The organism is Acinetobacter lwoffii, assembly GCF_024129735.1.
Taxonomy (GTDB): Bacteria; Pseudomonadota; Gammaproteobacteria; order Pseudomonadales; family Moraxellaceae; genus Acinetobacter; species Acinetobacter lwoffii_H.
Window position 1 is genome coordinate 16177 of record NZ_JAMXXK010000030.1, and the last position, 19720, is coordinate 35896.

20 protein-coding genes are annotated in these 19720 nt (G+C 46.6%); 4 read left to right on the plus strand and 16 right to left on the minus strand.

Annotated features, from left to right (window positions below; all coding sequences use genetic code 11):
- Position 1: 1 nt before the first annotated feature.
- Entirely contained in the window at positions 2-757 is a 756-nt protein-coding gene (locus NI469_RS09780) for a biotin--[acetyl-CoA-carboxylase] ligase (protein ID WP_253175012.1), read from the plus strand.
- 14 nt (positions 758-771) lie between these two features.
- Positions 772-1512, plus strand: coding sequence for a type III pantothenate kinase (locus tag NI469_RS09785; RefSeq protein WP_253175014.1), 741 nt, complete (start codon positions 772-774; stop codon positions 1510-1512).
- Here the strand turns inward: NI469_RS09785 and NI469_RS09790 are convergent.
- The 3 genes from NI469_RS09790 to ffh form a co-directional block, all read right to left on the minus strand.
- A complete protein-coding gene (locus NI469_RS09790) occupies positions 1466-2071 on the minus strand; it encodes an RBBP9/YdeN family alpha/beta hydrolase (protein WP_153566707.1) in 606 nt (201 codons plus the stop codon). The genes NI469_RS09785 and NI469_RS09790 overlap by 47 nt on opposite strands.
- A 144-nt stretch (positions 2072-2215) precedes the next feature.
- A complete protein-coding gene (locus NI469_RS09795) occupies positions 2216-2782 on the minus strand; it encodes an RBBP9/YdeN family alpha/beta hydrolase (RefSeq protein ID WP_005262538.1) in 567 nt (188 codons plus the stop codon).
- A gap of 151 nt (positions 2783-2933) precedes the next feature.
- Positions 2934-4340, minus strand: a complete 1407-nt coding sequence (ffh, locus tag NI469_RS09800; RefSeq protein ID WP_004279196.1) for a signal recognition particle protein — start codon at positions 4338-4340, stop codon at positions 2934-2936.
- Between the two features lie 138 nt (positions 4341-4478).
- Between ffh and NI469_RS09805 the strand changes: the two genes are divergently transcribed.
- Entirely contained in the window at positions 4479-5288 is an 810-nt protein-coding gene (locus tag NI469_RS09805) for a cytochrome C assembly family protein (protein ID WP_004730673.1), read from the plus strand.
- A 60-nt stretch (positions 5289-5348) separates the two neighbouring features.
- Here NI469_RS09805 and NI469_RS09810 read toward each other — a convergent pair whose 3' ends face one another.
- From NI469_RS09810 to paaA, 13 genes are all read right to left on the minus strand, one after another.
- Positions 5349-6110: a class I SAM-dependent methyltransferase gene (locus NI469_RS09810; RefSeq protein ID WP_253175015.1), complete on the minus strand. Its 762-nt coding sequence runs from the start codon at positions 6108-6110 to the stop codon at positions 5349-5351.
- A 129-nt stretch (positions 6111-6239) separates the two neighbouring features.
- Entirely contained in the window at positions 6240-6848 is a 609-nt protein-coding gene (locus NI469_RS09815) for a DapH/DapD/GlmU-related protein (RefSeq protein ID WP_253175017.1), read from the minus strand.
- Positions 6849-6879: 31 nt separating this feature from the next.
- The gene (paaX, locus tag NI469_RS09820; RefSeq protein ID WP_253175018.1) at positions 6880-7818 is read right to left on the minus strand and encodes a phenylacetic acid degradation operon negative regulatory protein PaaX; all 939 of its coding nucleotides are present in this window, start codon (positions 7816-7818) and stop codon (positions 6880-6882) included.
- Positions 7819-7881: 63 nt separating this feature from the next.
- A complete protein-coding gene (gene paaK, locus NI469_RS09825; protein ID WP_004279191.1) occupies positions 7882-9174 on the minus strand; it encodes a phenylacetate--CoA ligase PaaK in 1293 nt (430 codons plus the stop codon).
- 60 nt (positions 9175-9234) lie between these two features.
- Positions 9235-10446 carry a 3-oxoadipyl-CoA thiolase gene (pcaF, locus tag NI469_RS09830; protein WP_253175020.1) on the minus strand — a complete coding sequence of 404 codons (1212 nt, stop codon included), beginning with the start codon at positions 10444-10446 and terminating at the stop codon, positions 9235-9237.
- A gap of 11 nt (positions 10447-10457) precedes the next feature.
- Positions 10458-12011: a 3-hydroxyacyl-CoA dehydrogenase gene (locus NI469_RS09835; RefSeq protein WP_253175022.1), complete on the minus strand. Its 1554-nt coding sequence runs from the start codon at positions 12009-12011 to the stop codon at positions 10458-10460.
- Between the two features lie 3 nt (positions 12012-12014).
- A complete protein-coding gene (gene paaG, locus NI469_RS09840) occupies positions 12015-12806 on the minus strand; it encodes a 2-(1,2-epoxy-1,2-dihydrophenyl)acetyl-CoA isomerase PaaG (protein ID WP_004646061.1) in 792 nt (263 codons plus the stop codon).
- Entirely contained in the window at positions 12806-13576 is a 771-nt protein-coding gene (locus NI469_RS09845; protein WP_004646060.1) for an enoyl-CoA hydratase-related protein, read from the minus strand. The genes paaG and NI469_RS09845 overlap by 1 nt, the downstream gene beginning before the upstream one ends.
- Before the next feature lie 38 nt (positions 13577-13614).
- Positions 13615-14673: a 1,2-phenylacetyl-CoA epoxidase subunit PaaE gene (gene paaE / locus NI469_RS09850; protein ID WP_004646059.1), complete on the minus strand. Its 1059-nt coding sequence runs from the start codon at positions 14671-14673 to the stop codon at positions 13615-13617.
- 75 nt (positions 14674-14748) lie between these two features.
- Complete coding sequence (paaD, locus tag NI469_RS09855) at positions 14749-15249, minus strand: 1,2-phenylacetyl-CoA epoxidase subunit PaaD (protein ID WP_004646058.1); 501 nt, start codon at positions 15247-15249, stop codon at positions 14749-14751.
- A gap of 28 nt (positions 15250-15277) precedes the next feature.
- Positions 15278-16033, minus strand: coding sequence for a 1,2-phenylacetyl-CoA epoxidase subunit PaaC (gene paaC, locus NI469_RS09860; RefSeq protein ID WP_026055746.1), 756 nt, complete (start codon positions 16031-16033; stop codon positions 15278-15280).
- A gap of 16 nt (positions 16034-16049) precedes the next feature.
- The gene (paaB, locus tag NI469_RS09865; RefSeq protein WP_004646056.1) at positions 16050-16340 is read right to left on the minus strand and encodes a 1,2-phenylacetyl-CoA epoxidase subunit PaaB; all 291 of its coding nucleotides are present in this window, start codon (positions 16338-16340) and stop codon (positions 16050-16052) included.
- A gap of 33 nt (positions 16341-16373) precedes the next feature.
- Positions 16374-17318, minus strand: coding sequence for a 1,2-phenylacetyl-CoA epoxidase subunit PaaA (paaA, locus tag NI469_RS09870; RefSeq protein ID WP_004646055.1), 945 nt, complete (start codon positions 17316-17318; stop codon positions 16374-16376).
- 263 nt (positions 17319-17581) lie between these two features.
- On the opposite strand from paaA, the gene paaZ reads away from it, so the two are divergent.
- The gene (paaZ, locus tag NI469_RS09875) at positions 17582-19693 is read left to right on the plus strand and encodes a phenylacetic acid degradation bifunctional protein PaaZ (RefSeq protein ID WP_253175023.1); all 2112 of its coding nucleotides are present in this window, start codon (positions 17582-17584) and stop codon (positions 19691-19693) included.
- The last annotated feature ends 27 nt before the right edge of the window (positions 19694-19720 follow it).

The window sequence follows — 19720 nt, forward strand, 5'->3', positions numbered from 1 at the left end:
AATGGATGTAGAAACTCGTGAACTGCAACAACGATTAAGCGATGCAGGCCAACTCCCGGAAGTATTACTCATCAAACCGATTACTACATCGACCAATGATGATGTACGCGAATTGGCAACGAAGGGGGTACAGCAGGTTCTGGTGTGCAGTCATGTGCAGACCCAAGGCCGTGGACAGCGTCAACGTCAGTGGATTTCACCTGAAGGGAACATCTATTTAAGCACATTGCTGCATACACAAAAACCCATTGATGGTCGTCTGGCGCTAGAAATTGCGTTAAATATCCTGCAAATGCCGAGTCTAAAAGGCCTGGAATTACAGGTGAAATGGCCGAATGACCTGTATAGCCTGCATGGAAAATGGGGCGGTATTCTGGTCGAGCCGATTTCATCCACACAGGTGGTGGTGGGGGGCGGTTTGAATATTGATCCTCTGCCCACTGAACTTCCAGATCAGCAGGTCAGTTCCCTGAGCGAGCTGGGTTTATCTCGCACTTCAAGAGTCGAACTAATTGCCCAGTTATATCTGGCGATTCAACAAGCCGGGCAATGGTTCAATTATGGCAGTCAGAATCTGGCGGCGCGTTTTAATCGATCGGCTGCATTTATGCAACAAGCAGTTGAATTTACTGACGTGCAAGGGCAATATTCCGGTACTTTTTTAGGGATTCAGGACGATGGTGCGGTCAAGATTTTGACCGATCAGGGAATCCAGACCTTTTATCAGGGACAGCTCCGCCTTCAACACGGTGGATGAACAGGCATACAGCAATGAAAAAATTATGGTTGGATATTGGCAATACTAGGCTGAAATACTGGATTACCGAGTATGATCAGATTATTGAACAGGCAGCGGAATTACATTTACAGTCTCCTGCTGATTTGTTACTTGGCCTGATCCAGCATTTTAAAACACTGGGCTTGCATCAGGTGGGTCTATCCTCGGTCCAGGATAAAATCAGTAATGAGCGTATTCTCAGCATTTTAGAAAGTCTGCATATTCCAGTGATTTTTGCTCAGGTACAGGCGGAATATGCTGGTCTGATCTGTGGCTATGATGAACCTTCTCAGCTGGGCATTGACCGCTGGTTACAGGTACTTGCAGTGGCGACTCAAGCGCATGAAAATTACTGTGTAATTAGTTGTGGTACAGCACTGACCATTGATCTGGCGCAAGGACAACAACATTTGGGTGGATTTATTCTGCCAAATCTGTACTTGCAACGTGACTCCCTAATTCAGAATACCAAAGGCATTAAAATTCCGGATGCCGCTTTTTCTGAACTCAATCCCGGACGCAATACCATCGATGCGGTACATCATGGCATCCTGCTCGGTCTGCTCAGCACCATCGAAAAAGTCCTGCATGATTTCCCTGCACAGCTGGTTTTAACTGGTGGAGATGCCCCGCTGTTTGCGCAACATCTCGCTCAGTATCAGCCCCGGATTGAACCTGATCTCTTGCTTAAAGGCCTGCAGCATTTTGCAGCTCATTTGCCAGACACTGTCTGATAATGTCCAGCAACTGAGGGAAATCGGCAAAGCCATCAGCCTTGTTAAAATGCCCGGCTTTTTTGATCTCAAAAATTTGTGCATTTAAGCTATGGGCTAAACGCAAGGAAACCGGTGCAGGCACATAGGGATCATTACTGGAGATCAGCATCACCGCACGTTTATAGCTATACGGTAAGTTTTTCAGATCGAGTCGCACAGCCTGCAGTATTTTATTCAGTTCTGACCAGGCCACCAAAGGCGTATCAAAGGCTGAGACCAGAATTACCCCGCCGATCTTGCGTTGCTGCTGAATATAATGTTCCTGTAAAAAGTTTAAAACACTGACGCAACTCAGGCCATGTGCAACTAAAAAGGTATGTTCATCCATGTGCGGAATGTGCAATTTCAGGTTCTGCTGCCATTCTTCTAAATTGGGCTGAAAGGGGTTGGCCAGCATAATCCGTTTAGACTCAAAACCGGCATTTTTAAGCTGGCGACTCAGCCACGGGTACCAGTGATCATTGGAGGTCGCCTGATAATCCGGCACGATATAGACTTTCTTTATTATATTTTTCATAGTGATTTACTTATTATCATTGAACGCAAATTGCGTCGACAAAAAATAAGTTTTAACCATTCTGGAGATGGAATTCAAGTGCCTTTTTGAACACCATCTCATGTTAAATTTTAAAATTTAGCGAATACAATAACATGCCTAAATTTAAGATTTAATCAGATAAGGTTCGATTACTTTCCAGAGTTCTGGCAAATCAGTACAGCCTTGAGAATCAATAAAATGTCCGTGATGCTTGGCATTCACCACAATGGCATCCAGACTGTCCGCCTGTTCCAGACTAAATTCTGGTGCAACCCGGTCATCGCCTTCAGAATAGATCACTACACGTTCTGCAATCTGCTGTTTGAGTAAATCAAAATCGATATCAGCGGCATCAATAAAAGGGTTTACTTCATCCAGACGACCTAACCGGCCATTAAATCCCGCGATCAATACCAGTTGCTGAATTTTCTGCTGTTTTAATTCTCTGGATAAGTAATGCAATGCGGCCACAGTTCCCAAGCTATGTGCAATAAAGATACTGTCCTCGTCAATTGCATCAATCTGTTCACGCATTTGCTGATCCCAGGTGTCCAGTGTTGGTGTGGTCGATGGATCGAGCCGAAGTACTTTTAAACTGACGTTTTCCTGTTGGGCTTTTTCCTGAATCCACGGATACCAATTTTCTTCCGGGCTTGCAGTATAACCATGTACGACAATCACTTGGGTCATTTGAAATTTCTCTTTATTTTGTGCTCATGCTCCTGAGTCTGCCTGATCGGATTTTTATTTTGGGTAAGTAAATGTTGTTTTGTTTAAACCAGTTTGACCATTTATTCGCAATAAAAAAAGGCGCATATTGCGCCTTTTTTTTAAACACAACTTATTTCTTGTCGTTGCCGCCGAACAATGGACCCATACCACCGCCGCCGCCAAACTGTTTCTGCAAGCCGCCGAGTGACTTCATCATTTTTGCCATACCGGATGGATTGGCAAATTTTTTCATCATCTTGGCCATTTGGGCATGTTGCTTGATCAGCTTGTTGACTTCTGCCACTTCCATACCACAACCTGCTGCGATACGTTTTTTACGGCTTGGGTTCATCAAGTCCGGGTTACGGCGCTCTTTGATGGTCATCGACTGGATAATCGCTTCCATTTTCTTGACCTGCTTTTCAGGATTGGCTTGCGCCAACGCATCTTGCAGACCGGCATTGCTCATGCCAGGAAGTTTGTCCAGGAAGCCCATCATGCCGCCCATCTTGTTCATCTGCTCAAACTGCATCAGCATGTCTTCAAAGTTGAAGCTGCCGCCTTTTTGCAGTTTTTTCGCCATTTTTTCGGCTTTTTCTTTGTCGACCTTGCGTTCAAGTTCTTCGACCAAAGAAAGTACATCACCCATACCGAGAATACGCTGTGCAACACGCTCAGGATGGAATGGCTCCAGGGCATCGAGTTTCTCACCCATACCCAGGAATTTGATTGGCTTGCCGGTAATCGCGCGTACTGAAAGCGCTGCACCACCGCGCGCATCACCATCAGTTTTGGTCAGGATCACACCAGTTAAAGGCAAGGCATCGTTGAATGCTTTGGCGGTGTTTGCCGCATCCTGACCGGTCATGGCATCGACCACGAACAGGGTTTCAGTCGGGTTAATCGCTGCATGCAGCTCTTTTATTTCACCCATCATGTCATCATCGATATGCAAACGGCCTGCCGTATCGACAATCAGTACATCGGCAAACTGGATTTTTGCCTGTTCAATCGCGCGATTCACAATCGTAATCGGTTTTTCGTCTGCGCTGGATTCTAGGAAAATCGCACCGACTTCACCTGCGACAGTCTGTAGCTGTTTGATCGCAGCCGGACGATACACATCGGCAGAGACCATCGCGACTTTTTTCTTTTGACGTTCTTGTAAGAAGCGTGCAAGTTTCGCTGCAGTTGTTGTTTTACCTGCACCCTGCAAGCCTGCCAGCAGGACAACCACAGGTGGTTTTGCAGCGAGGTCGAGGCTTTCATTGGCCTCGCCCATCATTTTGGTCAATTCGTCATGAACGATTTTGACAAAAGCCTGCCCAGGAGATAACTGAGTCATCACTTCCTGGCCCAATGCTTCTTCCTTAACTTTCGCGATGAATTCACGAGTTACAGGTAACGCAACATCGGCCTCAAGAAGCGCCATACGCACTTCACGTAACGTATCTTTAATATTGTCTTCGGTTAGCTGCCCTGAGCCAGTAACATTTCTTAAACTCTGCGTGAGTCGTTCTGTTAAGGTATCAAACATTGCAAAATCCGCTTAAAATAGCCATGAGCAAAAAATTGTTTCTTAAAATAGAAAATTTATGCATAGAATGCTATAGGATACTGTAGTTCGCAGCGAATTTATATAAATGAATATTCATCACCCTTAAAAAGGTTTGACATGGTTAGCCTCCCCTTGGTTTATACGATCTTAGCATTAGTCGCTTATACCGCTTCCTTCTGGTATCTGTTCATTCATTTAATGTCTAAACGTGCTCCTAATCAATGGTTTGTCTCGCTAACCGCACTGCTTGGACTGGGCTTGCATGCGCTGGTTTTATATGGCGATATGCATACCCCGCTGGGCATCAATTATGATGTCTTTGCCCTGTTTTCCTTTACCTCTGGTCTGATGCTGTTACTCAGCATTATTTACAGCACTTATCGTCCGATTATTGCCCTGAACCTGATCGGGATTCCGGTGGCTGCGACCGGATTAATTCTTGGCTTTGCGTTTACTCAGCCTGCAAAAATCATCACACAAAACTCTTTGGGTCTGGATATTCATATTATCCTGTCTTTGTCTGCTTATGCGGTATTGCTCATGGCGACCATTCAGGCCGTAATTTTACGCTTTCAGGATCGTGAGCTGAAAAAGAAGCAAAAACGCCGCGTTTGGGTCAGTTTGCTACCCTCTTATCAAGACATGGAATCATTGCTGTTTGATATGCTGATGACCGGTTTTGTTTTACTTACCCTCGCTTTGGGCTTTGGCTTTTTTACCATCGACAATTTCTTTGCTCAACATCTGGCACATAAAACTGCGTTCAGTATTATTTCCTGGCTGGTTTACGGTTCACTATTAATCGGACACTGGAAGTTTGGCTGGCGTGGCCAGAAAGCCGTGCGCTTTACTCTGCTCGGTTTTGGCTTGCTGGCACTGGGTTTTATTGGGTCTAAATTTGTGCTGGAAATGATTCTAGGGCGATAATTCTGAGCCTTGAAATATTCAATCCATTGTCCAATAAACAGGCTTTAGCTTGAATATTCTTTAAACGGTTATACGCCCCGCACGCACTGATAATGGCCAGCGAATGACTCTAGGCAATTCTGGACCTTCCCATTGTGGCAATAAGGCATCTGCCAGTACATTCAGTGGATTATGTCCAAGTGCTTTAGTGGCAGCTTTCACGGCCGACAAAGTACTCATATAACCAATTAACTGATAAAAGTTCCATTCAACCTCTAATACAGGTGGTTGAATCACAATTTCCTGAAATGGAAATGGTAGATTTTTATATCCTTCATCTACATGGCGACGTTCAGGCGGCCAGTACGGTGCAAGCGTCACCTCATAAAAATGCTTAAAGTAATGATTCAGATGGGGCTCATCCACACTGAACACGCCATAGCTAATTAAAGCCAGAATGGCATTGGGCCGGGCAATACGGCGAACTTCTGCATAAAACTTTTCCAGATCGAGCCAATGCGCTGCTTGAGCCACCGCAATCAGATCAATACTCTGCTCAGCACACGGGATCTCTTCAGCGAATGCCTGACCATACTGAATTTTTGGATGCGGTTTGGCCTGGGCAAGCTGTTCACTACTTGCATCAATTGCCATCACCTGATCGAAGTAATTCGCCAAAACCTCTGAAAGCTGTCCAGAACCACAGCCGACATCTACAGCCAATTTGGTATCTGGTGACAGCTCTGCCAATAGCTTTCCCAATGTATTCGGATAATGCGGACGAAACAAGGCATAATCCTGGGACTGCTGGGAGAAGTAATCCTTAAATTCCTTATTTTCCATATATGCTTTCCAGACCAGTTTTATTTCAGTCTAAATAGACGGTCAGGAAATGCAGTGGGAATTTGGTTTCAGTCACTTCATGTTTTTAAAATGCAGAATTCATCTAATGAATAGAATCATGTTCCTGACTTAATCATTCAGACTATTCTGCTTGATCTGATACTCTGCCTTGAAGGCTTTATAGCTCAGCCGGTCTGCGGAGACTTCTGTTAACGGACTGACCTCCTGCATTGAGGACAAGCAGCGCTCGGTCAGCTGAATATATTCTTGCGTCCCTTTGCTTTTCCAGGCGATTTCTTTGGCTTCCAGGGGACGGATGACCCGCGCCGGACTACCGAGTACCAATGAATTTCCCGGAATTTGGGCCTTGGCTTTAACCGTACTATTGGCACCGATAATGGTATTTTCACCAATTTCGGCTTCATCCAGAATCACGCTGTTCATGCCCACCAGTACATTTTTGCGAATGATACAGCCATGTAAAATCGCGCCATGTCCGATATGACCATATTCTTCGACCAGCGTGACACTGCCAGGGAAACCATGAATGGTGCAGGAATCCTGGACATTGGCATTTTGCTGGATGTGAATCCCGCCAAAGTCGGCTCTTAAAGTTGCGAAAGGCCCGATATATACGCCCTCTTCAATCACCACATCCCCGATCAGAACGGCTTGTGGATGTACATAAGCACGAAGGCTGACCACAGGAATCACACCATCAATGGCATAACACGGCATTATTTTATTCCTTTAAACATGCGAGTCTGGATTAGCTGGTTTCTTCTAGCCTTAAACCACCAAAACGTTTATAAAATTGTGGATGTACCGGCGGCATCGAACCTTCCGAAGTTCGGGCGATCTCCATAAAGAATTCATCCCCTGCCGCAACCACGGTTTGATATAAATTACTGCTCAGATTACGGGCATTCAGGGAAAGCCAGTTGGATGGCAATAATTCAAAAGGCAGATTTGGATCTTTTAATAAAATCCGGCGGAATTGATGAATCAGCAAAATACGCAACTGAAAGGCCTGAACCGGATCCAGCTCATCTTCCTGTTCCACCAGATGAAAGAATTCCCGGAAATCCGCAATAAATTTTTCATAGCGCTGATGCAGTTCCTGCACCGGCCAGTTGGTGGCAACCATGCGTTTCACGGTTGGATAGGATTCCTGCCAGAGCTGCAAGGTTTCGGCCTTAAACACCACGACTTGGTCGGTCATTTTCAGGTTCAGCAGCAGGTTTTGCAGTTTCTGGTGATCACAGCCCGGATAGGCCATGACATTAGTGGCGATATTGGCAAAGCCCAGCCATTCCAGTTCTTTTTTCAGAACCAGTTTATTTTCCAGTTCCACTGAACTGAGCAGCACCAGATCCCACTTCTGATCCCATTCGGTATGCTGAAAACTGTAAATTTTTTGATCCGCCATAATAAAACGCTGGCGGCTGCTTTCGGTTACGCGATAATAACTGGTGCGACCAATTTTCTCAGACATCAGCCAGCCATTTTGGACCAGACGAAATACGGCAGTCCGTACCGATCGTTCATTAAATCCGAAGACATCCATGAGCTGAATTAGACTGGCCAGACTGATAATGCCACCCCGGTGAAAAATACAGTCACCAAAGATGGTCATGATTAATGAGGTTCCGCTGAGTGCTTCAGTTTGAATAAAGTCATCAATTATTTGTTTTAATTTCGGATTCATTGCGTTTAACTTTACCTTATAGAAACTGGATGATAGACCATTTGGCTATCATCCAATAGTACTTCATGCAGACTTGCGGATATCAAACACGCGCTGTGCCTTGCCTTCAGAGCGTGGCAGACTCCCTTCAGGTAACACTTCGACACTTACGGTGATTCCGACCATGGTTTTAATCTGGCTTTTCAGCTGAGTTGCCAGCTGGTGCGCCATAATGTCACTGCTATCTTTACGCATTTCGGTACGGATATGCAATGTATCCAGATGTCCCTGTTTGCAAATCTGAATCTGGTAGTTCGGAATCAGTTGCTGGATCTGTAAAATCTGCTCTTCAATCTGCGACGGGAAGACATTGACCCCACGAATAATCATCATGTCATCACTGCGGCCGACAATCTTGTCCATACGGCGCATGGTGCGTGCCGTGCCTGGCAATAAACGGGTTAGATCACGGGTACGGTAACGGATTACCGGCATGCCTTCTTTGGTAATGGTGGTGAAGACAAGTTCACCCAGTTCGCCATCTGGCAGCACTTCGCCGGTTTCCGGATGGATAATTTCAGGATAGAAATGATCTTCCCAAATGGTTGGGCCATCTTTGGATTCCAGACATTCCATCGCTACACCCGGCCCCATGACTTCTGATAAACCATAAATATCCAGCGCATCAATGCCCAGACGTTCTTCGATTTCCTTGCGCATTTCATTGGTCCATGGCTCTGCACCAAACACACCGGTTTTAATCGAACAGTTTTTGGCTGTGCCAAATTTCTTTTCAAGCGCTTCAATAATATTCAGGCAATAAGATGGCGTGACCATCAGTGCTGTCGGTTTAAAGTCATGAATCAGTTGCGCCTGTTTATCGGTTTGTCCGCCAGACATTGGGATCACGGTTGCACCCAAGCGTTCAACGCCATAATGCGCGCCTAGACCGCCCGTGAACAGACCATAACCATAAGACACCTGAATGATATCTTTACTGCTCAAGCCGGCTGCGCGTAATGAACGCGCCACCACGTCTGACCAGACATTAATATCATTTTGAGTATAACCAACTACGGTCGGCTGACCGGTGGTGCCAGAAGATGCGTGTACACGTACAATCTGTTCCTGTGGCACAGCGAACATGCCAAACGGATAATTATCGCGTAAATCCTGTTTGGTGGTAAACGGGAATTTGGCCAGGTCTTCCAGTGAGTTAAAATCGTCTGGATGCACGCCAGCATCATCGAATTTCTTTTTATAAACCGGGCTATTCTGATAAGCATGTTGCAACGTCTTTTTCATACGCTGTAGCTGAACACTGCGTAGCTCATCAACCGATACTTTTTCAATTTTTTCCATTGCATTGTTATTCATATTCTTACTCCTGACGCAGTCTTCCTGACCACGGTTTAATTCATTGATTGAATGATGTGTTTAATCCATATTTTCTAAAACCAGTGCAACACCTTGACCAACACCCACACACATGGTGCAGAGTGCATATTTGCCATTACGACGTTTTAATTCTTTCATGGCGGTAATCACTAAACGGGTGCCACTCATACCCAGCGGATGACCCAAAGCGATGGCACCGCCATTCGGGTTAATTCTGGAATCATCGTCTTGCAAACCGAGTTCACGGATCACAGCCAGCGATTGCGCTGCGAATGCTTCATTCAGCTCAATCACATCCATCTGTTCCAGACTGAGTCCAGTCTGTTTCAGCACTTTATGTACGGCTGGCACCGGACCAATGCCCATATATTTGGCTTCAACACCAGAACTGGCCATCCCGATCACTTTGGCTTTCGGGCGCAAACCATACTGCTCGGCAAACTGCTGATTGCCCAGCAAGACGCAAGCTGCACCGTCATTGACACCTGAAGCATTGCCGGCAGTGACCGAACCGCCTTCTTTACGAAATGGGGTTTTTAAGGCGGCCAGATTGTCCAGCGTTGTCTCTGCACGCGGGTGTTCATCCTGGGAAATGGTGAGGGTGGTTTTCTTCGGACCTTTGACCTCTACCGGCAGAATTTCTTCGGCAAAAATACCCTTCTGCTGGGCTACAGCAGTTTTCTGCTGGCTGTGATAGGCAAACAGGTCCTGGTCTGCACGGCTAATCTGATACTTTTCAGCGACGTTTTCGGCTGTTTCCGGCATGCTGTCGATGCCAAACTGCGCTTTAAATTTTGGGTTGATAAAACGCCAGCCAATGGTGGTGTCATAAATTTCAGGGGTACGGCTAAAGGCAGTTGTAGGTTTGGATTGCACGAAAGGCGCTCGGCTCATAGATTCTACGCCACCAGCCAAAACAAATTGGGCTTCACCCGATTTGATGGCACGGGCTGCCAGTCCAATCGCATCCAGACCTGAGGCACATAAACGGTTTACGGTAAGTGCTGGAACAGATTCAGGTAGTCCTGCAAGTAAAGCAGCCATACGCGCCACGTTGCGGTTATCTTCACCGGCCTGATTGGCACAGCCCAAGATCACTTCATCCAGTTCTGCCCATGGCAAGGCCGGATGCTGATCTTTCAGATATTGAATCGGTAGCGCTGCCAGATCATCAGCACGAATGCTGCTCAGTCCACCGGCATAGCGTCCGATCGGGGTGCGAATTCCATCAAAAATATAAACCTGTTCCATGATTCTTCCTTTTAGCCAGCAACACGTAATGGTTGCTGCTGAGTTTTCTGTGCATGTCCCTGCACCGCTTTCTTTGCTAAATATATACTAGTTCTATAGCGATCTTCACCATAGATACAATACATATTTTCTAAAATTTGTAAAATTGTGTAATACCCAATTTTATCTGCCCATTCGAATGGACCACAAGGATAATTCACTCCATATTTCATAGCAGAATCAATATCTTGCTCTGATGCAATATCATGCAATACTGCTTCACAGGCTTCATTCACCAACATGGCGATACTACGTATAACATAAAGACCCGGATGATCCTTAGACCAAATAGGTATCATATCCATACCTATGAAGAATAGCTCCACTGCCTGGCGCTGTTCAGTACTACACGCCGGTGATGCAACGACTGGAATTGCCTCGGCATTTGTCCAATCTGCATGCCAGTCCATCAACACTACAGGCTCATGCGGATAAGCCAGTTCAACCGACTCACCGAGCGACATTCGCAGAGAAAGATCACCAATCAGGATTTCATTCTGTTCTGCTGCCTGAAAACTCAGTTCCACATGGGCTGCCTGTTTTAAGCGTGCAATCAATGCTGAGGAATGCAGCCATTCACCTTTTACCGTGACTTTGAGCTTATTCAGCGACTTGGCATAACATACTGGCAATTCATACACTGGTGCAGGCTTGGCCTGCATATAATCATAAAAACCCTGACCGGACTTTCGGCCATAACAGCCAGCATCGACCAGCTCTTTTTGAATCAAGGACGGGCGGTAGCGTGGTTCATAGAAAAACTCCTGGTAGACACTTTGTGTCACCGAGAAATTCACATCCTGACCAATCAGGTCCGTGAGTTCACACGGTCCCATGGCAAAACGGCCACATTCGCGCATGATGTAATCGAGCTGTTCCGGGGTGGTGGCATTTTCCTGCAAGGCACGAAAGGCTTCGGCATAATAAGGCCGCGCGACACGATTCACGATAAAGCCGGGGGTCGATTTGGCCCGTACCGGGACTTTGTTCCAATCCTTCATCAGCTCAAATACTGCATCGGCAAGGACTGCTGAGGTTTTCAGTCCGTGGATAATCTCGACCAGCTTCATTACCGGTGCCGGATTAAAGAAATGCAGTCCAATCACCCGCTCCGGATGCGGAATAGCCGAGGCAATTGCGGTAATGGAAATCGATGAGGTATTGGACGCAAAAATCGTCTGTTCCGGGCAAATGGTAGCCAGCTGCTGAAACAGGGTTTGCTTCACTTCCTTCTTTTCGACAATGGCTTCAATAATGAGGCCCACATCGGCAAGCTGCTGAATGTCCTCTGCCACGATCAGATTGGCCAAAGTGCTATCGAGCAGTTGCTGGCTCATTTTGCCATTCTGTACGCGCTTGCTGAGCTGCGCCTCTAAAACAGTCAAGGCACTCTGAACCTTGCTGCGATCGAGATCAAATACATAGGTCGGATGCCCGTGCATGGCTGCCAGTTGTGCAATACCAATCCCCATGGTCCCAGCACCCACCACAGCAACTTTGACTTGTTCTAAATTGATCTGTTGCATGATTTAGCATCCTTTATATTCAGGGGTGCGCTTCTGCATAAAGGCTTGCACACCTTCTTTATAATCGCTTGAACGTCCAGCCAGACGTTGCAGGTCACGCTCCAGAATCAGCTGCTCATCCAGATTGTTGTCAGCTGCGGCATGAATGGCTTTTTTAATCAGCGACAGACCATAGGTCGGTTGCTGCGCCAGATGCTCTGCCAGTTTTTTCGCTTCTGCTTGCAGTTGCTCATCTTCAACCACCTGCCAGATCATGCCCAGTTGTACTGCGCGCTCAGCCGGAATTTTATCGCCCAGCATCGCTAAGCCCATCGCCTGGGCACGCCCGACCAGACGCGGCAGGAACCAGGTACCGCCTGAATCTGGCACTAAACCTAGACGGCAAAAAGCCTGAATAAAAGAAGCCGATTTTGCTGCCACCACAATGTCACAAGCCAAGGCGATATTGGCGCCAGCACCTGCTGCCACGCCATTCACCGCACAGATCACTGGTTTTGGCATCTCGGTAATCAGTTTGATCAAAGGGTTATAATATTTTTCAATTGACAGGCCTAAGTCCGGTGCATCGGCATTCGGATCGACCACACGATCATTCAGATCCTGACCAGCACAGAAACCACGCCCTTCGGCTGAAATCACCACTGCACGAATCTGGCTGTCTTTGGCCCAGGCTTTCATGACACTGGACACTTCCTGATGCATGGTTTCATTAAAACTGTTGAGCTGTTTTGGACGGTTAAAGGTCAGGTAGCCCACTGCATTTTTTTCTTCGACAATAATTGTTTGATAATCCATTACACACCTCTAAATTCTGGTTTTCTTTTTTCTAAAAATGCATTGATGCCTTCCTGGCGATCTTGGGTCGCCGCCAGCCAGACAAAATGTTGACGCTCGAGCTTCAATCCCTGACTTAAAGTCACTTCATGAATCGACTTTAAGGATTGCTTGATGGCACGAATAGCCAGCGGTGCCTGCTTGGCAATTTTTTCTGCCAGCTCCAGTGCGTATTGCACGGTCAGTTCTGCCGGACAAACCTGGCTGCTAATGCCATGTTGCAATGCGGTCTGTGCCGAAATCATTTCACCGGTCATGGCCCAGCGCATCGTCAATTGCTGACCGACCAGACGGGCCAGACGCTGTGTTCCACCGGCACCCGGCAACATGCCTAAGCCAATTTCAGGCAAGGCAAACTGGGCATTTTCTCCGGTCAGCACCATGTCACCATGCAAAGCCAATTCGAAACCTGCACCAAAAGCATAGCCATTTACGGCCATGATTAAAGGCTTGGAAAATTCATCAATTTTTTTCCACAGCAGTGGCCGCTGATCCTGCTGGATGCTAACCACATCTAACTGCGCCAGCTCATTTAAATCGGCACCAGCAGCAAAGCATTGTGTATTTCCGGTGATGACCACGGCTTTCACAGCAGCATCTGTTTCCAAGTCTTGTAAACAGGCTGCAATGTCTTGCAAGGTGGCATTGTTTAAGGCATTACGCTTTTCCGGGCGATTCAGCTCAATCAGTACCACACCTGGCTTGGGTGAGCTGGTTTTAATGTAAGTCATCCTTGAACTCCTGCTATGCTCAGCAATTGATTCCGTACTTATTCATCAAAACTCAGACGTACATTGGCTGTGGTCGGACGTGCCTGACAGCTCAGCACATAACCTTTCTGGATTTCGTCTTCTTCCAGACTGTAATTCACCGCCATTTCAACCTGACCTTCCAGCACCTTACATTTACAGGTGGCACAAACACCGCCCTTACAGGCATAAGGTAAGTCCGCTCCGGCACGTAGCGCAGCATCTAAAATACTGTCATCCTGTTTAGAGACTTCAACAATCAGCTCGCGACCATCGAGGATGATATTGACGCGTTCTTCACTGCGGCTTTCCATCTGCTGGGCGGTTGCTCGTGGTGCAGTCCCGGTATTGAAACGTTCGGTATGAATCTTGCTGCGCTGAATGCCCCAAGTCGGTAATACCGTTTCCACCGCCGTCATCATTTCTTCAGGGCCACAGGCAAAACAGTGATCGGCTTCAGCAGAAATCAGATTGGCCTGAAACAGCTGCTGCAATTTATCTGCGTTGATACGCCCGTTAAAAATCTCGCTATCATTCAATTCACGGGAAAAAATATTCACCAGTTGCAGACGCTCTTTAAAACGATCTTTCAGATCCATAATCTGTTCAGAAAACATGGTCTGTTTCCAAGAACGATTGCCATAGACCAAAGTAAAGGTGGCTTCCGACTGACGGTTTAAAACCGACTTCACAATGGATAAGATCGGGGTAATGCCACTGCCTGCTGCAAAACCTAAATAATGTTGACCGCCTGCCTTGGCTGCTTTTTGAAAGAACACCCCTTGCGGCGGCATCACTTCTAAAACATCGCCTGCTTTCAAATGATCATTGGCCCAGATCGAGAACTGACCCTGATCAATTTTTTTAATTGCAATACTCATATCTTCCTGAGTATCACTACAAATGGAGTAACAGCGGCGCAGCTCGCCGTCATCGCTTAAATGGCGGATGGTGAGATGCTGACCTGGCTGATATTGGAAAGCATCCAATTGTTCAGGCGCGAGATCAAAGGCAATGCAGATCGCCTGCTCGGTTTGTGGCTGAATCGATTTAATGGTTAACGGTATAAATTGGCTCATGGCAAAATCCTTCTTTTAGGTGGCGGTGTTCAGGCTTGTTATTGGTTTACCCTGACCACCGAGCAATCGTTACAATCAAATACATTTGAAATAGTCAAAAGTTTCTAAGCAGTCCCGACATTGATATAAAGCTTTACAGGCGGTTGAACCGAATTCACTTAATAATTTGCTGTTATGACTTAAGCACTGTGGACAGGTGATGCCATCGGTCAATGCCACATGCGTACCACAGCTATGTGACTGGCCTTGCGGCGGGGCAATACCATACTGCTGTAATTTGTGTTTGCCCGATTCACTCATCCAGTCCGTAGTCCAGGCTTCAGACAGATCGACAATCACTTTGACTGGCGTCAAACCGTTCGCCTCGAAAGCCTGGGTAATTTCTGCTTTTAATAAATCCGTGGCCGGACAGCCGCTATAGGTCGGCGTGAGTCGCACCACAATTTCATCCTGCTGATTCAGCTCGACGCCACGAATCATGCCCAGATCAATCACCGATAATACTGGAATCTCTGGATCAGAAACCTGCTGCAAAACGTCCCAACATTGATCTTCTACGTGTCGAATCAGATTCATGCGACTCACTCCCTGTGATTGTGCCGAATTACCAGTTCATGTTTGGATATGAGCGCTGCATATATTGCAGTTCGGCCAAAACAAAACCGAGATGCTCTGTATGTAAACCCTGTTTAGCCCCACTGCGATAAGCGCCCAGCTCTGGCAGGCTTAATTCAAATCGCGCTAACTCGGCTGTAATCGTTTCCAGCCACTGTGCTTTTAAATTTTCAATATCTGGAATTACACCGCTATCGACTAGCTGTCTTTCATCAGCCGTCAGGACAAAAAGTTCCTCGGTAAAACGCCATAACTGGTTTAAACCTTGCTGGGTTTTCTCGTGGGCTTCTGCTGTACCTAAACTTAGGCGCTCCATCCAGGTGGTGGAAAAACGCTGGTGATATTTCACTTCTTTGAGTGACTTCACTGCAAAGGCGGCCAACTCAGCATGCTGACTTTGACTTAAGGCGCTAAACAATAAAGCGTGATAGTGATCCATCAACCACTGGCGCACCAGAGTCTGGGCAAAGTCACCATTCGGCTGTTCGCACAGCAGTAAATTGCGGTATTCACGCTCGGTTCGGAAATAAGCCAGCCTGTCTTCATCACGGCCCTGTTCTTCCACTTCACCTGCCAGACTGAGGGCAGTACGTGCCTGACCCAATAAATCCAGTCCGATATTGGCCAAGGCAATATCCAGCTCCAGTTCAGGTGCATGACCACACCACTCTGCCAAACGATGTGACAGGATCAGTTGACTGTCACCCACATGTAAAAGAAATTCTGCCAATACTTGATTTGTCATCATCTTCATCCTTCCCTTACATGTGCTCGATGCCAGCTGGAATGTTATAAAAGGTCGGATGGCGATAAACCTTGTCCAAAGCAGGTTCAAAAAATTCCGCTTTTTCATCTGGTTGTGAAGAAGTAATCAATTCAGACTTCACCACCCAGATACTGATGCCTTCATTGCGGCGGGTATAGACATCACGGGCATTTTGTAGTGCGACTTCATCATCCGGTGCGCGTAGGCTGCCGACATGACGGTGACTCAGACCCTGTTTACTCCGGACAAACACTTCATAAAGTGACCAGTTGTTTTTGTTATTCATGAGCAAAATTCCCTATATTGATCAAACTATTTTTTAAGCGACTTTTTGTGCTGCTGACTGTTGCTGCTGTTTTTGAGCATAGACAGCTGCGGAATCACGTACCCACTTGCCGCCTTCCCAAGCTTTGCGGCGTGCTTCAATACGCTCATGGTTACACGGCCCCTTGCCTGCAAGAATCGCAAAAAACTCATCCCAATTGATTTCACCAAATTCGTAATGTCCGGTGGCTTCATTGAATTTGAGGTCTGGATCTGGAACGGTTAAACCCAGCTGCAAAACTTGCGACACGGTGTTATCGACAAATTTCTGACGCAGCTCATCGTTACTGAATAATTTAATTTTCCACTGCATGCTTTGTGCACTGTTCGGTGAATTATCGTCACTTGGACCAAACATCATTAGGGCCGGCCACCAGAAACGGTTCACTGCATCTTGTGCCATCTGCTTTTGTTCCGGCGTACCATTGGCCAGTTCCATCATGGCTTCAAAGCCCTGACGCTGATGGAAACTTTCTTCCTTACACACACGCACCATAGCGCGGGCATAAGGACCATAAGATGTACGGCACAGCGCAACCTGATTGACAATTGCTGCACCATCTACCAGCCAGCCAATCGCGGCAACATCGGCCCAGCTCAGGGTTGGATAGTTGAAAATTGAAGAATATTTCATGCGACCGGCAATCAGTTTATCCATCATGTCGTCACGATCCGCACCCAAGGTTTCTGCAGCACTGTACAGATACAAAGCATGACCGGCTTCGTCCTGAACTTTTGCCATCAGCACAGCTTTACGCTTCAAGGTCGGTGCACGGGTAATCCAGTTGCCTTCCGGCAACATGCCCACCACTTCAGAGTGTGCATGCTGACCGATCTGACGAATCAAGGTCTTACGATAAGCATCCGGCATCCAGTCCTTCGGCTCTATGGAAATATCCTTTTCAATCTTTTGATCGAAGATTTGTTGTTGGTTATTCATTGTTCCCTCACTTATCCCAAGTGTTGATACACCCAAATTAAAACGATACGTAATTAAAATCAATATCTATTTATTGGTATCATTTAATTTTTATCCCTTATTTTTTGTAAATATATGTTTTACATCATTTAATATTTTTTATTTTATTGTTATTCATTTTTAAACACAGATTTATGATTGACATTTTCAATTTTTCAACACAAATTATGAAACATCAAAATTAAAAATACCCCTCAAAACGTATCATAAATGGAGTTTTTACAATGTTAGAGTTAGACAGCAGCTCAAGCACAATGGATTATCAAGATACTGCATCAACCCATAATCCTATTGCCATCAAAAGCTTAGCTTCACTGGTGTACGGCCAGGAATACACAGCGCAAGCCGATTTACGTAGGGTTTATCATGCCATTAGCGGTGAAGCGGTTTATCAGGTCGGCAGTCAGGGCATCGATACTCAAGCCGTAGTGAAGTATGCCAAACAAAAAGGCGCGACTATCGCCATATGGACGTTTCATCAACGTGCCAATGCACTGAAGCAAGTGGCACAGTATTTGATGGAACGCAAAGAAGACTTTTATGAACTTGCCAAGGCAACCGGCTGTACCCGTAAAGATGCCTGGATTGATATTGAAGGCGGGATTGGGACCTTATATGCCTATTCGAGTTTGGTGCGTCGCGAACTGAGTGATGAAACCGCATGGGTTGAAGATGCATGGATTCCGCTATCCAAGCAAGGCAACTTTGGCGCCAAACATATACTGAGTCCTAAAGCCGGTGTCGCAGTGCATATCAATGCCTTTAACTTCCCGATCTGGGGCATGCTGGAGAAAATCGCACCGACGCTACTAGCAGGCGTACCCTGTATTGTCAAACCGGCAACAGAAGGTACCGAGCTGACCCACGCCGTGGTCAAAGCTATTCATGAAAGCGGCTTTTTACCAGAAGGTTCACTTCAGCTGATTTGCGGTCAGATTTATGATTTATTTGATCATTTAAATCCTCAAGATACGGTCACCTTTACCGGTTCAGCATCAACAGGACAAAAACTCCGTTCTCATCCGCACCTCAATGCCTACTCTATTCCATTCACGATGGAGGCAGATTCAGTCAACAGCGCGATTTTGACTGAACAAGCCAATGACGAAAGCATTGATTTATTTGTCCGTGAAGTCTTCCGTGAAATGACCTCTAAAGCCGGACAAAAATGTACCGCAATTCGTCGTGCATTCATTCCGGCTGAACTTTTGGACACCGTACAGAGTCGCCTAATTGAAAAACTGAAAAAAGTCGTTGTGGGTGATCCGGCTCAGGAAGGCGTGACGATGGGTGCTTTGGCCAGCGTCAAACAGAAATATGATGTCGCGGCAAAAGTTGAACAGCTCAGCCAGGATGCAGAGATCGTATTCGGTAGCCACTTGCGTCAGGACTTTAAGATTCAAGTACAAAACGCTGAAAAGTCTGCATGCTATCCACCGACAGTTTTGGTATGCAAAGTGCCAGCTCAGGCAGAAAATATCCATAAGATTGAAGCCTTTGGACCTGTAGTGACTTTAATGCCATATACTGACCTGGCTCAACTTGCTGACCTGGTGGCACGTGGCGAAGGTAGTCTGGTGGCATCCATCGTACGCAATACCGATGAAAATATTGAACAACTGCTCAGCAAAATTTCGCCATGGCATGGTCGTGTACACATTCTGGATGCTGAAAGTGCCAAAGAAAGTACCGGACATGGTTCGCCATTGCCCTTACTGGTGCATGGTGGGCCAGGACGTGCCGGTGGTGGTGAAGAACTCGGTGGCTTGCGCGCAGTCAAACATTATATGCAACGTACTGCGATTCAAGGCTCGCCAAATGTCATGACCCAAGTCGGCCATAGCTGGACTGCCGGAGCTCAGGTCTTTGAAGACCGAGTGCATCCTTTTAAAAAATCATTTGATGAATTGCGTATCGGTGAACGTTTACTGACTGCACGACGTAGCGTGACCGAAGCAGATCTGGTGAATTTCGGCTGCCTGAGCGGTGATCATTTCTATGCGCATATGGACAAGATTGCTGCAGCAGAATCGCTGTTTGGTGAGCGTGTTGCCCATGGCTATTTCGTGGTGTCTGCTGCGGCCGGTTTATTCGTTGATGCCGCTCAGGGTCCAGTCATTGCCAACTATGGCATGGACAACTTACGCTTTGTGGAGCCAGTAAAAATTGGCGACACCATTCAGGTAGAACTGACCTGTAAGCAGAAAACTCCAAAAGCACTGCGCGATCCGGCACAGAAGCCACATGGTGTGGTGGTCTGGGATATTAAAGTGAAAAACCAGCGCGATGAACTGGTTGCAACCTATGATATTTTAACCCTGGTTGAACGTGGCTAAAAATGCACACTAAAAAAAGGAATCATT

Excerpts from the sequence above, each read along its gene's own strand:
- ffh (WP_004279196.1), bottom strand. The coding sequence starts at position 4,340 with ATGTTTGATACCTTAACAGAACGACTCACGCAGAGTTTAAGAAATGTT.
- NI469_RS09845 (WP_004646060.1), bottom strand. The coding sequence starts at position 13,576 with ATGACTTACATTAAAACCAGCTCACCCAAGCCAGGTGTGGTACTGATT.
- NI469_RS09805 (WP_004730673.1), top strand. The coding sequence starts at position 4,479 with ATGGTTAGCCTCCCCTTGGTTTATACGATCTTAGCATTAGTCGCTTAT.
- NI469_RS09810 (WP_253175015.1), bottom strand. The coding sequence starts at position 6,110 with ATGGAAAATAAGGAATTTAAGGATTACTTCTCCCAGCAGTCCCAGGAT.
- NI469_RS09815 (WP_253175017.1), bottom strand. The coding sequence starts at position 6,848 with ATGCCGTGTTATGCCATTGATGGTGTGATTCCTGTGGTCAGCCTTCGT.
- paaK (WP_004279191.1), bottom strand. The coding sequence starts at position 9,174 with ATGAATAACAATGCAATGGAAAAAATTGAAAAAGTATCGGTTGATGAG.
- NI469_RS09790 (WP_153566707.1), bottom strand. The coding sequence starts at position 2,071 with ATGAAAAATATAATAAAGAAAGTCTATATCGTGCCGGATTATCAGGCG.
- NI469_RS09795 (WP_005262538.1), bottom strand. The coding sequence starts at position 2,782 with ATGACCCAAGTGATTGTCGTACATGGTTATACTGCAAGCCCGGAAGAA.
- paaE (WP_004646059.1), bottom strand. The coding sequence starts at position 14,673 with ATGAGCCAATTTATACCGTTAACCATTAAATCGATTCAGCCACAAACC.
- paaB (WP_004646056.1), bottom strand. The coding sequence starts at position 16,340 with ATGAATAACAAAAACAACTGGTCACTTTATGAAGTGTTTGTCCGGAGT.
- paaA (WP_004646055.1), bottom strand. The coding sequence starts at position 17,318 with ATGAATAACCAACAACAAATCTTCGATCAAAAGATTGAAAAGGATATT.
- paaX (WP_253175018.1), bottom strand. The coding sequence starts at position 7,818 with ATGAATCCGAAATTAAAACAAATAATTGATGACTTTATTCAAACTGAA.
- NI469_RS09780 (WP_253175012.1), top strand. The coding sequence starts at position 2 with ATGGATGTAGAAACTCGTGAACTGCAACAACGATTAAGCGATGCAGGC.
- paaC (WP_026055746.1), bottom strand. The coding sequence starts at position 16,033 with ATGACAAATCAAGTATTGGCAGAATTTCTTTTACATGTGGGTGACAGT.
- pcaF (WP_253175020.1), bottom strand. The coding sequence starts at position 10,446 with ATGGAACAGGTTTATATTTTTGATGGAATTCGCACCCCGATCGGACGC.
- paaZ (WP_253175023.1), top strand. The coding sequence starts at position 17,582 with ATGTTAGAGTTAGACAGCAGCTCAAGCACAATGGATTATCAAGATACT.
- NI469_RS09785 (WP_253175014.1), top strand. The coding sequence starts at position 772 with ATGAAAAAATTATGGTTGGATATTGGCAATACTAGGCTGAAATACTGG.
- paaD (WP_004646058.1), bottom strand. The coding sequence starts at position 15,249 with ATGAATCTGATTCGACACGTAGAAGATCAATGTTGGGACGTTTTGCAG.
- NI469_RS09835 (WP_253175022.1), bottom strand. The coding sequence starts at position 12,011 with ATGCAACAGATCAATTTAGAACAAGTCAAAGTTGCTGTGGTGGGTGCT.
- paaG (WP_004646061.1), bottom strand. The coding sequence starts at position 12,806 with ATGGATTATCAAACAATTATTGTCGAAGAAAAAAATGCAGTGGGCTAC.